This is a genomic window from Wolbachia endosymbiont (group A) of Barypeithes pellucidus (genome assembly GCF_964030885.1).
In the GTDB taxonomy this organism is placed as follows: Bacteria; Pseudomonadota; Alphaproteobacteria; order Rickettsiales; family Anaplasmataceae; genus Wolbachia.
In genome coordinates this window covers 1,097,967-1,111,914 of the sequence record NZ_OZ034985.1, presented here as the reverse complement: position 1 = coordinate 1,111,914, position 13,948 = coordinate 1,097,967, and the positions used below count along the sequence as shown (strand labels likewise).

Sequence of the window (13,948 nt, the reverse complement as noted above, 5' to 3'; positions counted from 1 at the left end):
CAGTGTCAGCTACTTTCATGACACCGTCATAAAGGAACCAGTGTCAAGCTACTTTGATGACACCTTTTTTCTGCTTAGTTTAGGTTATGCAGAAGTCTAATACAATTATAGAACAAGCTTAAAAATTCTGGTAAAGTAGTTTTATTTACAAAGAATATGCTACTTGAAATTGAAAAGCGCAGCATAACAAATGCATTGTGGAAGTTACAAGAAGCAGATCAAAGGGAAATCTTAACTCTTATACAGAGATTTGAGTTGCCAGAAGTACTAGCAAGAATATTGGTTACTCGTGGTGTTAACATAGAAAATGCAAGCGACTTCTTATATCCACTAATCAGATTGCTATTACCAGATCCCTTTCACCTTCTTGATATGGATAAAGCTGTTTCTCGTATAATACGGGCAATAAAAAATAATGAAAACATTGCAATATTTGGTGACTATGATGTTGATGGTGCAACGTCGTCAGCATTGATCAACAGGTACCTAAGAGCAATCGGTATACACTCTATAATCTACATTCCAGATCGTGTTGATGAGGGCTATGGATTAAACACAGATGCTTTATTACAACTTAAAAAAAACGGGATCGATTTATGTATTTCCGTTGATTGTGGTACGCTTGCATATCAACCAATAGAAGATGCAAAGGTCTTTGGTCTTGATATTATAGTTGTCGATCATCATCTTGGTACGGAAAAATTACCAAGCGCCGTAGCAGTTGTTAACCCAAACCGCCTTGATGAGAGCTCTCCTTATAATAACTTAGCAGCAGTTGGAGTGTCATTTCTGCTAATTGTTGCTCTTAATAAAAGCCTACGTGAGCAAGGATTTTTTACCAACAAAAAAGAACCAGATTTATTTGATCTGCTGGATTTGGTTGCCCTGGGAACTGTCTGTGATGTTATGCAGATTACCGGCCTAAATAGAGCATTTGTCTCACAAGGATTAAAAGTGATGTCAGCAAGAAAAAACGTTGGCTTGCGTGTTTTATTTGATGCTTTGGGAATCCTTGAAAAACCAAGTGTTTCGCGGTTAGGGTTTAGTATTGGGCCATGCATAAATGCTGGAGGAAGAATCGGAGAAGCATCGCTCGGTGCACGGCTACTTTCTACGGATGATGAAGAAGAGGCACATTCAATCGTGCTAAAATTAATAGATTTGAATAATGCAAGGAAAGTGTTAGAAAATGAGGCTCTCTTAGAAGCCACAGCACAAGCGGAAAAATTTGCCCAATTAGGTGTAAATTTTATAATGGTAAGTGGCAATTGGCACCAGGGGATAATCGGTATAATTGCATCAAGGCTAAAGGAGCAGTTTCACTTACCAACGATAGTGATGTCTTTAAACAATGGAATAGGAAAAGCAAGCTGTAGATCAATTTTGGGAGTTGATATCGGTGCTGCAGTCCTTTCCGCAAAGTTTATAAATTTGATTATTGAAGGTGGTGGCCATAGTATGGCGGCAGGATTTTCAATTAAAGAAGACAAAATAAATGATTTGCATGATTTTTTTACTGAAAGATTTTCAAACTCTATAAATGAGAAAACTTTAAAAGCTGATAGTATAGTAACTGCTAAAGCAATAAACTTGTCTTTATGGAATCAATTGCAACGCTTGGGACCATTTGGAGTTGGGAATCCTGAACCAAGGTTTATTATCCAAGGAGCAAAGATAAGAAAGCCTGAAGTTATAGGAGTTGACCATATAAAATGTTTTATTGCCGATGATAATGTTATGGTAAGAGCTATTGCATTTCGCTCTGCAAATACTCACCTTGGCTCTGCTATTATGCAGGGTAATGTTAAAGCTATTTTGGGTAAAATCTCTATGAATCACTGGAATGGCAATGAATTTGTACAATTTTTAATAGAAGATGTATTGACCATTAGTTGAGTTGCTATTTTACAATAATTACCTATCAATCTCACCAAAAACTATATCGAGTGAGCCAATAATTGCTGCAACGTCGGCAAGCATGTGTCCTTTTGCCATAAAATCTAAGGCTTGTAAATGTGCAAAGCCAGGTGCTCTTATTCGGCATCTGTAAGGTCTATTGGTACCATCTGAAACTATATACACTCCAAACTCGCCTTTTGGTGCCTCAACAGCTGTGTAAGCCTCACCTTTTGGTACATGATACCCTTCCGAATAAAGTTTAAAATGGTGGATGAGAGCTTCCATAGATTTTTTCATCTCCGCTCTTGGCGGTGGAGAAATTTTTCTATCTTCAGTTTTTACTGGCCCTTCAGGCATTTTCTCTATACACTGCTTCACTAAGCTAACAGACTGCCTGATCTCTGCCATTCTAACTAGATAACGGTCATAACAGTCGCCATTTTGGCCGATCGGTATATCAAAATCTAGCTGATCATATATTTCATATGGCTGGCTTTTTCGCAAATCCCAAGCAAGCCCAGCAGCGCGCAGCATTGGGCCACTAAAGCCCCAATCAAGTGCCTGTTTAATTGATATTTCACTAATTCCTACAGTGCGTTGCTTCCATATTCTATTTTCTGTTAAAAGTTCATCAACATCGTCTATATACTTTGGAAATTGCTCTATAAACTTTGCAATATCCTCAATCAAACCTTCTGGAACATCTGCTGCAATTCCACCTGGCCTGATGTAAGCTGCGTGAAACCTTGCACCTGAAGCTCTTTCGTAAAATTCCAGTATTTTTTCTCTTTCTTCAAAGAGCCATAAAAGAGGGGTCATTGCTCCAACATCAAGCGCTTGAGAAGAAACGTTCAGTAAATGATTTAGTATTCTCGTCAGTTCACAAAACAAGGCACGTAAATACTTTGCCCTAATTGGAATTTCGCATTGCAACAACTTCTCCACACACAGTGAATATGCATGCTCTTGTGACATTGGTGATACATAATCAAGGCGATCAAAATAAGGCAAAGCTTGAAGGTACGTTTTATGTTCTATTAATTTTTCAGTACCGCGGTGCAAAAGCCCAATATGGGGATCTGCCCTCTCGATTACTTCACCATCCATCTCCAAAACAAGACGCAACACTCCATGTGCAGCCGGATGCTGAGGGCCAAAATTTAACATCATTGTCTTTAGATCGGGCATATCCGATAGTTTAAGATATTAGAATTGTATAGACTGAAGTACGTTGAAAGTCAATTAAAAACCCTCAGTTATATAATTGACATTGGTTGCAACATTATGTAATAATGAAGGATCACATCAATGAAGAGGATTATCATGCCTGATCAAAAAAAGTTTGCATCGTATGCATTAATAACCATAGGGTCCGTAGTGCTTATAGCTAATACCATAGCTTTTAAGTATTGTTCTAATTTATCGCCCTTGATTGCAGGGGGAATGATTGGCTCTATGATCCCGCTATTTGGATGTGCTATTATTGGCGTTTTATTGCTTATGGATAGAATCCTTCTCAGAGCTTGTCCGGAAACTGGTAAACTCAAGCATATTCCCTCCTTAACATAACCCTACTCATAGCCAGGTATATGAAATTTTCAGTGGATGTTGTAAGTAAATCGTATTCCTTTGATAGCCTTCTATTCCTCAAGCAAAAGTCCTTTCTACAACCCATCTTCTTGACTGTACTTTAAACCCCTGTTCCCTCATTGGTAGTAGTTCAGGTGGTGTGTCTTTGTGTACCCAAAACCTACATGGAGGCCTTTTAACAATTTCAATGTCTATTCCGTACTCTTTTTCTATGTACTCCTTTAAATTTCTTCCTTGATACCCCATATCAGCCCACATTTTCTTAACGTTAGTATATTTTTTCCTCATATTATCCAATGCTACCATCTCTGTCATTTTCACTAGCAGCACCCACATAACAGCCTAATATAAAACCCTGAGATTATGTGCCTTTTTCTACCTTTTACTTTTTTACTCCCATCATAACCTTTGACCCCCCTTTTTCTGTCGTTTTTACAGATTACTATGCAAGCACTTGGCTCCTCGTTTCTTCCCATTTTTGACCTACTATATTTAGTGATATCGTAGTTCATTTTTTCGAAAATTCCTTGCTTTTTCCACCTCCTAAATTGTTCATATACTGTCTTCCATGACGTGCGGTAAATAGCGCCATTGACATCCTGTACGTAGTACATAAAAAATTGCCGATAATACTTCTCTTTTGCTATGTTTTAGCGGCCTTCCTCCTTTCTTGTATGATACTCTAAAGTGTTTCTCTATTAGCGACCACTCTCTTTCACTAAGATCTGTAGGATACTTTTTTCTCATTTCTAACCCCATTTTTAAAACTCATATACTATACTTTTTTTCGTTTGCGGATAAGCTCTTAGCCGCTAACAAGTAGCGGGATGACGATTGTCAGGCTAGCTGTCATCCCAGTGCCCAGACACTGGGATCCAGGAAAGTTTGCTTGTTTACAAGCAAACTAGCATAGAAAGTGGTTACAACGTTTTCGATGAGATTATATGGAAAACTGGATTCCAGTGTCAAGCACTGGAATGACATCACAGGGGCACTGGAATGACACCTCTCTTGGGCTCTTTTAGCTACAAACATTAAGAAATTTACCAAACGAAAAAAAAGGCAAAAGAAGCCCTAGTCATTGTCTACTTTCAGTATTGGCGTTTTTTAAGTCTTAAACACTGCAATTTAGCTGCTTTTAAATGCAACTCACTTTTGTTTAAATGTTTAAGAAATTTACTAAGCAGAAAAAAAGGCAAAGAAATCCCGTGTTAGCTAGTTGTCACTCTCTAATCCTGCAAATTGGCGTACTATACTGTCTTAAACGACTTATAAGCGCGTTTCAGCTTATATAGGTAAAAACCTAGAAATATTGTGAAGACATAAGGTGCACATAGTGCGAAAAATTAAAAATAAGACGCCAAGTACGTTGTTTTTTTGCTGTTTAATCTGCACAGATGAAGATAACTGAATACCTTCAGTTTCATGATAAAAGGGCTGGCGGAGTTTGCCAAGGAAGTTTTTCGTTTCTATGAGCTACTTGACTCTCGGCTGGGTCGAATTTGTATAGCTACATTGTCGGTAAATCTAAATTGCTTTAATAATTTTGATTGAAAAATAGTTTTTCTATTATACAAATGCTACTTTAGAGTAATCAAAATGGAAGATGACAAATATAGCCTAGGTTTAAGAGTTATCCATTGGTTGATGGCTGCTTTTATTATCGGTATGCTTTGTTCTGGACTTTATATGAAAAGCTTACCACTTAGCAATGAAATTAAATTCAACATATATGCTATTCATAAGGCTTGTGGTATCACTATTCTCGGATTAATCATAGTACGCATATTTTTTCGCATCTTTACTTACGCTCCACCACTTCCAGCAAACTTCTCTCGATTTGTAATCAATGCAAGTAAAACAGTACACTTTGGTTTATATTCTTTAATGGTGCTAATGCCACTATCTGGCTATGTCATGTCTTCTGCTTTTGGCAAAAAGATCAAGTATTTTTTCATATCCCTTTGTTGATTAATCAAAACAAAGACCTAGCTAACACGGCTAATGAGCTACATTCGATGCTTGCATATTTTATGATACTCTTTATAATCTTACATATACTTGGCGCTTTGAAGCACACATTTATAGATAAACAAAACATTTTTAAACGCATGATATAGGTTATATGTTAAGTAGCCTCTGGAAAAAAGGAACAGATTTTCTTGGCAGTGAGTTTGCTATAATGGGTGGTGCTATGAGCTGGGTTTCAGAGAGAAACTTGGTCTCAGCAATCTCAAACGCTGGTGGTTTTGGTGTGATTGCATGTGGTGCAATGTTCCCAGACTTACTGGAAAAAGAAATCATAGAGACACAAAAATTAACTAACAAGCCATTTGGTGTAAACCTAATTACTATGCACCCAAAGTTGAGTGAGTTGATAGATGTGTGTATTGAAACGAAAGTGAGCCATATAGTGCTTGCCGGTGGACTGCCAACAAAGCCTAATATAGAAAAAATCAAGGGTGCAGGCATTAAAGTTATGTGCTTTGCACCAGCATTAAGCCTTGCGAAAAGGTTAGTAAAAATGGGAGTAGATGCATTAATAATAGAAGGAATGGAAGCAGGTGGGCATATAGGTCCAGTTAGCACTTCTGTTCTTGCACAAGAGATATTGCCTCATTTTAAAAATGAACAAATACCAGTGTTTGTTGCAGGTGGAATAGGAAGAGGTGAAATGATAGTTAATTACCTGGAAATGGGGGCAAGTGGCTGTCAAATAGGTACATTATTTGTCTGCACTAATGAGTCAATTGCCCACAAAAATTTTAAGGAAGTGTTTATTAAATCGGCCGCACGTAATGCAATACCTTCTGTACAGATAAGTGCTGATTTTCCTGTAATTCCAGTAAGAGCTATAGCCAACAAAGCAAGCGATGACTTTATGAAGCGTCAAAAAGAAGTTATTGATGAATACCAAAAGGGACAGATCTCAAAAGAAGATGGGCAGCTTGAAATAGAAAAGTTCTGGGCTGGAGCTTTAAGAAGGGCAGTGATTGAAGGAGATGTTGAAACGGGATCTTTAATGGCTGGCCAAAGTGTTGGCATGGTTGATAAGGAAAAGCCTGTAAAAGAAGTAGTGAATATGTTAGTTCAACAGGCAAACAATTATATTGAGAGCAAATCTGTAGAAGTAGAAAGCCCAGAAAGCAAATAGTTAAGCGACCTCACAATAAGCAAATTATCCATATATGGCATAATTGCCCAGTTTTAATGTAAAATTAACGCTAAAAAGGTATCTATACATTTTATTTGTATGGAGAAGTGCTATGCCTGTTTCACCTAGTAAAATAGAAAATTCTACTGAATCTTGGAATGACGCAGATTGGAAATTGTTCAACGCTATACGCGAAAAGGCAACAAGAAAAGATCATAAACATGAAAGCCCAAAAAAAAATGGAGATGGAACTATCAAAAAATGCATAGAGTTTTTCAAGAAAGGAGCTGGTCCTAAGGTATTAATTCAATTAGAAGAATCACTGAAAGAGCGAGAAGAATATTATAATTATTACACCAAAAACTTTCTTCCAGCATTGAAAGCAGAAATAACAAACTCAAAAAAACTAGACTCAAAAAAAAAGGTAGCAATAGTACAAACAATTTTGGAGATTACTAACAGGAGCAGCAATGTAAGCTCAATACCAAGTGCTGTTAAAGAAAATATTGAAGATCAAATGCAGCTAGGACATATTGAAGAGCAAAACAACACACAAGAAACACCCTTGAATGTAGCTGAGAAAAAAAGTGGTGATAATAAAATACTTGGCCAATTAGATATTCCGAAAGAGGTATCTAGAAAATATAGTAAAGTTATGGAGCAATTAAAGAAGAATATAAAAACTCCTAAGCTTGGTAACGGTAGTGGTTCAGATAGTGGAATAGACTCACCTGGACTGAGTGAAAAAAACTCGATATCACCAATAAATAGTAGAAAAAACAGTTTAACATCAATAGCAAGCACTTCATCTGAGGAAAGTTTAAACTCAACATTGAGCTCTGTTGAAGAAGATAATGGCTTACAACCAGAGGGTGGAGAAAAAACTGAGTTATTAGAATCAAATTTGGAATCCCCAAAAGAAAACGAGACTCAAGTGCAGCCAGAGCAGACTGTAAAAAAAGAGCCAAAAATGCAAGAAAATGAAAACTCAGATGGTCAAGCAAATCCAGATCAAGTTAAGAAAGATATCCTACTTAAAAACCAACCCAATAACAGAAATCTTCACGTTGCATTTGTAGCAGGTTGTGCTCTCTCCACAATAGGGTGCATTGTTGCAGGAGCAATGACATCAGGATTGATAGGAGCAGGACTACTTGCTATGGCTGCAGTGTTTGCTATAGCAGCAGTAGCTGAATTGCATTCAAACTTCCTATCAAGTAAATTAACATCCATTAATGTGAGTCCTCTTGTTGATGATAAAGAGCTTACAGCATGTTCACAGCGGTAAAAATTAAATATGTGTTACTTGTAGTGGATAAGTGAATTCAGTTCTTGCCTATTGATATAAAAGTTGTTATATTTGAGGAATGTTTAAAAGGTGTTTAGTTGATGCGCATTCAATTGAATAAAGTTTTGGTTTTTATAGCCTTATTAAGTTTTATTTTTGCATCATATTCTAGCGAAGCAAGTTCGGTGAGTGATGAGTTAAAGGATGTACAAGAAACGGTAAAAAATTTTATTTCTTCATTTTCAATTAAAGATACTGTAGAAAATATGAGTCCTTCAACAATCATAGGGTTGTGTATAGCTGCGGTGATACTTGCAGTAGTGTTCAGAGGTCTAATCTTTTTTATGATGATGTTTGGTGTACTGGTCCTGATGTTCGGTAGTACAGAAAAGGCAACAGACTACTTAAAAGAAAAATTTAACTTTGCAAAAGATATAAAATTACAATCCGATAGCGAAAAAAAAGATAAAAATTAAGATAGTATTTTTATCTTTTTTAATTATCTTTATTGAATGCGCATATGCAGCTAAAAGTACCAGCGATTAACTCTAAGTTTGAAAAAAAGAACAACTTAGCATTACTAGAAAGCATTGATTTAGATTTCATTCCGTATGCTTGTCATTACGATGAAGAAACCATACTAACAAAACAGGGAGAATTGTTAAAAATAATCAAGTTAGAAGATTATTCTTCTGTTGATAACTACAGCGACCTTAGAACTGAAATTAGAAAAAGCATATCAAAAAATATTAATAGCCTATATTTTACCGTTTGGATTCATACCGTTAGAAAGCGCAATAAGTTGAGCTTAAAATGGAATAAAACTGAAGACTTCTCTGATAAGCTACATTCAGCACGGTTTGATAAACTTACTGATAGTAAATTACAGTATATAAATGAATTATATATTGTAATATTGTTTAGCGATTTTGGCAAGCATACTAATAATTCATTTTTTTTTAATAGAATAAAGAATAAGCATAAGCTGTCTTTACAAGGAAGCCACCAGGAGTTGCAAAAGATAACTGACTTAATTCACAGTGATTTAGGACCTTTTGGAGCTAAAAAACTGGGTCTAAGATTTAGTGAAGGTAAAATATATTCTGAAATGATAGAATTTCTCCACTATATTGTTACATTAACGCACAAAGATTATCCAATACATGAAGGGGACCTGTCGCAATATATTAGAAATTTTAAAATAGCTTTTGGTTTTAATACGTTTCAAACAATATTTGAAAGTCAACAGAAATTTGGCTCTATTTTCAGCATAAAGGAATACCGGGAAATCTCTTTAGGCAATATAGATAGATGCTTGCAGCTTGAATCTGAATTTATCATTACAGAAATAATGATATTTACTAGTAATAGTAAGGCAATAAAAGAATTTAACAAACAAATTAACATGCTGCAAATTAGTGAGGATAATACCTTACTTAAAAATTCAGGAATTGAAGAAATAATAGAGCTTGAAAAGACCTCTAGTATAGACTTTTGCCAACAGAAAATTATTTTTACAATATTTGCAGACGATAGGAATAAGTTAGCCGAAAATATTAGTGATTTATCTTCTATAATGTCATTAATTGGCTTCATGATATTTAGAACTGATTTACATATGGAAAGTCATTTTTGGGCACAACTTCCGGGCAATTTTACTTTTATTACACAACCGAAAAATATATTAGCAAAGTATGCTTGCAGTTTTGCTATGCTGCATGATTTTACGTCAGGTACATTAAAAGGAGGAAGGTGGAAAGAAGCGGTAACAGTTTTTTTCTCAAGAGAAAGAAATCCTTACTTCTTTAATTTCCATGGAAAAAGAAATAATGGCCATACTACGATACTTGGAGCTCCAAATTCAGGCAGAACTTCACTCATTAATTTCCTATTATCAGAATCAAGAAAGTTTAACCCAAGAACTGTCATATTGGATAACACTGGAAAGTCGATAATTTTTACTAAAGCAGTGAGTGGTAAATATTATATAATCGATCCAAAGTATAAGGACAAAAGCCTAAAATTTAATCCACTAAACATTGAAGATAGTGCTTCCAATCGCAATATGTTGGTTGAACTAATCAAAAGAATGGTAGCCGATACGAGCTTGGTGGACGTAGAAGAAAAGATAAGAAAAATTGTGGATTCTATATTTGCTATACCCAAGGAATCACGTTCTATTTCACAAATTTCTGAGGTGCTTTTGCTCTTGGGGGGTAAGGTAAGTAGATGGTGTGACGGTGGTGAGTTTGCTTACTTATTTCAAGATGGTGATGAATCAGATATTGACTGGGAAACAAAAATTATATCTCTCAACACCGCAAACCTTACAAAACAAAAGGAATGTATGTCCGTGATACTTTACTATTTTTTATATTCTTTTGAGGCAAAATGTGATGGCTCGCCTGCAATACTTGTTTTGGATGAAGCATGGGAGATAAGTAATGTTTTTCCTACAGAGAAAGAGTTTGATAACTGGATGCAAAGAATGACGGAACTAAATGTTGTGGTAATCTTAAGTACTGAAAATTTAAATCTCGCATTTGCTAGCAAATTTACTCAATATTTAGATAAACATGTTGATACAAGAATCTTGATGCCGAACATCAATGCAAATAGATTATACATGAAGGCATTTTCTTTATCAAAAGAGGAGCTGAATATAATTCTGCAGACGCCAACACAGGAAGGTTTATTTTTGATAAAGCAGTACAAAGGATTAGTAACTTTAAATTTAGATTTAAAGAATATGCAAGAAATACATGTACTTTCAGCTAACAAAGAGACTATAAAGTATATGTACGAGGCAATAAAAGAAAAAGGGGAAGAAGTTAATGAGTGGTTACCGGTGTTTTATGAGAAGTGTAAAGCTTAAAGCCAAAATTTTTTTTCTAGTATTAATTTTGCTAATTGCAAGTAGTGGATATTCTGATACTTGCACAGTTATATACACTCGTACTGATCTTGAAGCTGGGGGAAGCACAATAGGAAAAGGTTTTTGGAACTTTATTACTGGCAAGTGGGGTGATTTGAATTTTGATCCTCATCTATTAAAAGAAATTAAAGTGACAGCAATAAAAGAGCAAGGAATTGATGGTTATTTCAACCCAAAGATTCAAGTCTGTGATTATGAAGGAAATAATTGTTATCAGTTATACAGTGAAACATCCTGCCGTCAGATATATGGAACGCAGACCAGTGGTGCTGGAATTTCTGCAGCAGTTTTTATCGACTGGGAAGGAGATAAAATGTTAGGTGATGGAAAAATTAAGGAAGGAATTGCGAAAGGTCTCGAGTGGGAGTGGGTAGATAATGTTACTGATGAAGAAAAAAGGAAATTTGCTAATTCTCCTAAAATATGTGCTTGTAGCCAAAAAGCGGCTTGTATAAGTGGTATTTTTGAATGGGCTGATAAAGTAGGTGAAAGAGCAAATATTTTTCGCCCTGGAGGAATGGAAAATGTTTGTGACACCTGCTATCAAACGGCAGTAAAATGTGCCCCTGTGCCACTTGCACCTGGCCCACCTCCGTTCTGTGAACAACTTGTGATGTCACCTCCACAAGTTAGAATTGTTCCTATAACAAATGGAGACAATGATTACTTTAACCCTAAAGTTAAGGTAATAGCTGGTGATCTAATAGAAGAAGACGGAAAGATTGGAAAAGAATTAGATTTTCCCAGAAAATACAAAAAAGATAAAGCTGGGGAGCGCCCTACTTCGGATGAAGTTGTTAGGGAGTATCCTATTTTGGATAAAGATGGCACGACACATTACTTCGCAACTTATAGAGAAAAAGATAAGCTCTGCGCTGAATACCATGGAACTCAAAGTATAGATGAAAAAAATCCACAGTTCGTCCGCTGTTTCCCGGCACCACCTGCTCCGGAGCCTGAAGTAGTAGAGATAGTAAAAAGTAACACGCCTGGAAAACAGAGTAACACGTTAAAGATAAGAATGAAGATGAGTGAGAACACTTGTACTTATAGAGCACATGGAACCTACAGTAATGGTTCCTGTACTTTTAATGTTAATGCTGGTTCTTTTTTAAACATTGGCCCTCTATCTTTAAAAGTAGTAAAACCGAGAATAGTTGAAAGAACAACTAGTACTAGTGACAATAAAAGTAATATTAACGATATTATAGAAGGTATATTAAAAAATAATTCCCAGTTTGAAGTTCTAAAAAAATATGATTATGTTCCTGATGTGCAAGTTAAATGTTCTAAAGGCGGAAGTTTTTATAGTTTGAATGATTTTGAGAAAAAGTTAAAAGACAAATCTATTCAATGTGAATTTAACAACTCTGGGCAGCCGGAAATAGAAATAAAATATAACGAAAATTCTAACAGCAAAATGCTCTGCCTTTCTGGATGGCAGCCAGAACCAGAGGAGTTTGTTCTTGAAAGAGAAAATAAAATAATACCACTAAAATTAATGGGAACAAGATACACTAAATACAATGCTGTTTATTCAAATGAATCGAATCAGTTCTATTATCTTCCAAGCAAGGAAATAGTTGACCTCTTAAAAAGCTCTCAAGATTGGTTGGATAAAATAGTGTTCAATAAGCAAGGGTATGTTTTCTTCCCCGATGAAAATAAGCAGGAGAAGGGAAAATGCAGTTACTGTGTAAAAAGAAATGATGAGATAGACGACGCATTTAAATCTAGTAAAGGACTGAAAGTAGTATACAAATTGACGGATGTAGAGCATAAAGAAGGATGTGAGCAAGGTGATGATGGTTGCATCTGCTTTGATGGAAAGTGTAGCCGTTCAAAACAATATTTGAATAAAAATGAAGATGGTAAGCCATTTTACTTAAGGTATGAGGAAGTGGATTGTAAAGATAAGGATGGTAAAGTATTAAGAGATGAAAAAAATGAAGTACAAAAGTGTACACAATTAAAAGATCAACTGATTAAAGCAAACAGAACAGAGGTCTTTTACGCTGATAAATTGTGTAGGTTCGATTTAGAAGGTCTTAAAGAGAAATTAAAAGAGATAATCGAGAAACAACTGAAAAATAAGGAACCAGAATTTGAAAAAAAGAGCGGAAAATCCCATGATTTTGGAAGTGGAAATCATGATGTGGATGGCTCACAAATAACATCTAGCCATGTTGAAATAGAAGTATGGGGAAGTGGTGAAGCAGGTCACATAAAAGATACACCCGCTCTCTGCGAACATTATGTAGATGATGCCACTAAGAAGAATGCCTGTTCCACTGAAACTAGAGCAGGAATGCCAGGAGATTATATTAAAGCTAAATTGGAAATTGATCCTGATTATCCTATCATTGACATTGAAGTTTCAGAGGGAGGAGGTAACAGAGAAAAGAGATACACAGATAAGGATGGGGGTCCTATTTTTATAAGAAAGTGTCGTGTAGGCAAACAAGAGTGCAAGGATGGGGGTCCTATTTTTATAAGAAAGTGTCGTGTAGGCAAACAAGAGTGCAAGGATTTAATCACTATGGGGGGTGGAGGTATCTATAAAGAGTATGAGTATAAAGGTCGGTATAGGGATTATATGGAAACAATAATTGATGGTAGTGTAGAATTAAAAGACAGAGTCATAATAGTAAGACCGCAGTCTGATGAAGATAATAAAATAGCATATATAGAAAATGGTGAAATCAAGTATGAAACAGTAGAGTGTGAAAGTGGTTTTAGAAGCAGTAAACCTGGTGCAAGTGGTTGCATTGATAAAAGCAAAAGAATTTATGGTAAAGGCTCTGCAGGGCAGGTGAAGATAACGCCTATTATAAAGGGATTTGACAAAAACATAATAAAGGATGCTATTGAAAAAAGAATAGGAAATCAATATGATTCCGGGGAGGTTAGGGATTTCTCGAGGAGTGAGTTTGACACGAGTTTAACTAAGATGATTGAAGAGGAACTCAAAAAAGAATTGTTAAGGTAAAAAGATATAGCTCTGAAAATTATGCTCTTGTTTTAATAATTAATTAAAACAAAGCATGTAGTAAATGGTGTATCTTAACAAAAAGGTATAACG

8 protein-coding genes and 2 pseudogenes are annotated in these 13,948 nt (G+C 35.7%); 7 read left to right on the top strand and 3 right to left on the bottom strand.

Going from position 1 to position 13,948, the window contains the following annotated elements; translation table 11 throughout:
* The first annotated feature begins 156 nt into the window (after nt 1–156).
* Entirely contained in the window at nt 157–1,896 is a 1,740-nt protein-coding gene (gene recJ / locus ACQH1X_RS05700; protein WP_425385961.1) for a single-stranded-DNA-specific exonuclease RecJ, read from the top strand.
* Nucleotides 1,897–1,914: 18 nt separating this feature from the next.
* Here recJ and ACQH1X_RS05695 read toward each other — a convergent pair whose 3' ends face one another.
* From ACQH1X_RS05695 to ACQH1X_RS05685, 3 genes and pseudogenes are all read right to left on the bottom strand, one after another.
* Nucleotides 1,915–3,087, bottom strand: a complete 1,173-nt coding sequence (locus ACQH1X_RS05695) for an NADH-quinone oxidoreductase subunit D (protein ID WP_425385960.1) — start codon at nt 3,085–3,087, stop codon at nt 1,915–1,917.
* Nucleotides 3,088–3,230: 143 nt separating this feature from the next.
* A complete protein-coding gene (locus tag ACQH1X_RS05690) occupies nt 3,231–3,446 on the bottom strand; it encodes a hypothetical protein (protein WP_425385959.1) in 216 nt (71 codons plus the stop codon).
* Nucleotides 3,443–4,236, bottom strand: a pseudogene (locus ACQH1X_RS05685) (IS5 family transposase). Before ACQH1X_RS05685 ends, ACQH1X_RS05690 begins: the two are co-directional and overlap by 4 nt.
* 852 nt (nt 4,237–5,088) lie before the next feature.
* Between ACQH1X_RS05685 and ACQH1X_RS05680 the strand changes: the two are divergent.
* The 6 genes and pseudogenes from ACQH1X_RS05680 (at nt 5,089) to ACQH1X_RS05655 (ending at nt 13,855) form a co-directional block, all read left to right on the top strand.
* Nucleotides 5,089–5,609 (top strand): annotated as a pseudogene (locus tag ACQH1X_RS05680) (cytochrome b).
* A gap of 5 nt (nt 5,610–5,614) precedes the next feature.
* On the top strand, nt 5,615–6,643 hold the full coding sequence (locus tag ACQH1X_RS05675) for an NAD(P)H-dependent flavin oxidoreductase (RefSeq protein WP_425385958.1): 1,029 nt from the start codon (nt 5,615–5,617) through the stop codon (nt 6,641–6,643).
* A 112-nt stretch (nt 6,644–6,755) separates the two neighbouring features.
* Nucleotides 6,756–7,931 carry a hypothetical protein gene (locus ACQH1X_RS05670; protein ID WP_425385957.1) on the top strand — a complete coding sequence of 392 codons (1,176 nt, stop codon included), beginning with the start codon at nt 6,756–6,758 and terminating at the stop codon, nt 7,929–7,931.
* Nucleotides 7,932–8,032: 101 nt separating this feature from the next.
* Nucleotides 8,033–8,407: a hypothetical protein gene (locus ACQH1X_RS05665; protein ID WP_425386675.1), complete on the top strand. Its 375-nt coding sequence runs from the start codon at nt 8,033–8,035 to the stop codon at nt 8,405–8,407.
* Between the two features lie 44 nt (nt 8,408–8,451).
* The gene (locus ACQH1X_RS05660; protein ID WP_419247215.1) at nt 8,452–10,806 is read left to right on the top strand and encodes a type VI secretion protein; all 2,355 of its coding nucleotides are present in this window, start codon (nt 8,452–8,454) and stop codon (nt 10,804–10,806) included.
* A complete protein-coding gene (locus ACQH1X_RS05655) occupies nt 10,787–13,855 on the top strand; it encodes a hypothetical protein (RefSeq protein ID WP_425385956.1) in 3,069 nt (1,022 codons plus the stop codon). The genes ACQH1X_RS05660 and ACQH1X_RS05655 overlap by 20 nt, the downstream gene beginning before the upstream one ends.
* Nucleotides 13,856–13,948: the final 93 nt, after the last annotated feature.

Excerpts from the sequence above, each read along its gene's own strand:
- recJ (WP_425385961.1), top strand. The coding sequence starts at position 157 with ATGCTACTTGAAATTGAAAAGCGCAGCATAACAAATGCATTGTGGAAG.
- ACQH1X_RS05695 (WP_425385960.1), bottom strand. The coding sequence starts at position 3,087 with ATGCCCGATCTAAAGACAATGATGTTAAATTTTGGCCCTCAGCATCCG.
- ACQH1X_RS05675 (WP_425385958.1), top strand. The coding sequence starts at position 5,615 with ATGTTAAGTAGCCTCTGGAAAAAAGGAACAGATTTTCTTGGCAGTGAG.
- ACQH1X_RS05670 (WP_425385957.1), top strand. The coding sequence starts at position 6,756 with ATGCCTGTTTCACCTAGTAAAATAGAAAATTCTACTGAATCTTGGAAT.
- ACQH1X_RS05665 (WP_425386675.1), top strand. The coding sequence starts at position 8,033 with ATGCGCATTCAATTGAATAAAGTTTTGGTTTTTATAGCCTTATTAAGT.
- ACQH1X_RS05660 (WP_419247215.1), top strand. The coding sequence starts at position 8,452 with ATGCAGCTAAAAGTACCAGCGATTAACTCTAAGTTTGAAAAAAAGAAC.
- ACQH1X_RS05655 (WP_425385956.1), top strand. The coding sequence starts at position 10,787 with ATGAGAAGTGTAAAGCTTAAAGCCAAAATTTTTTTTCTAGTATTAATT.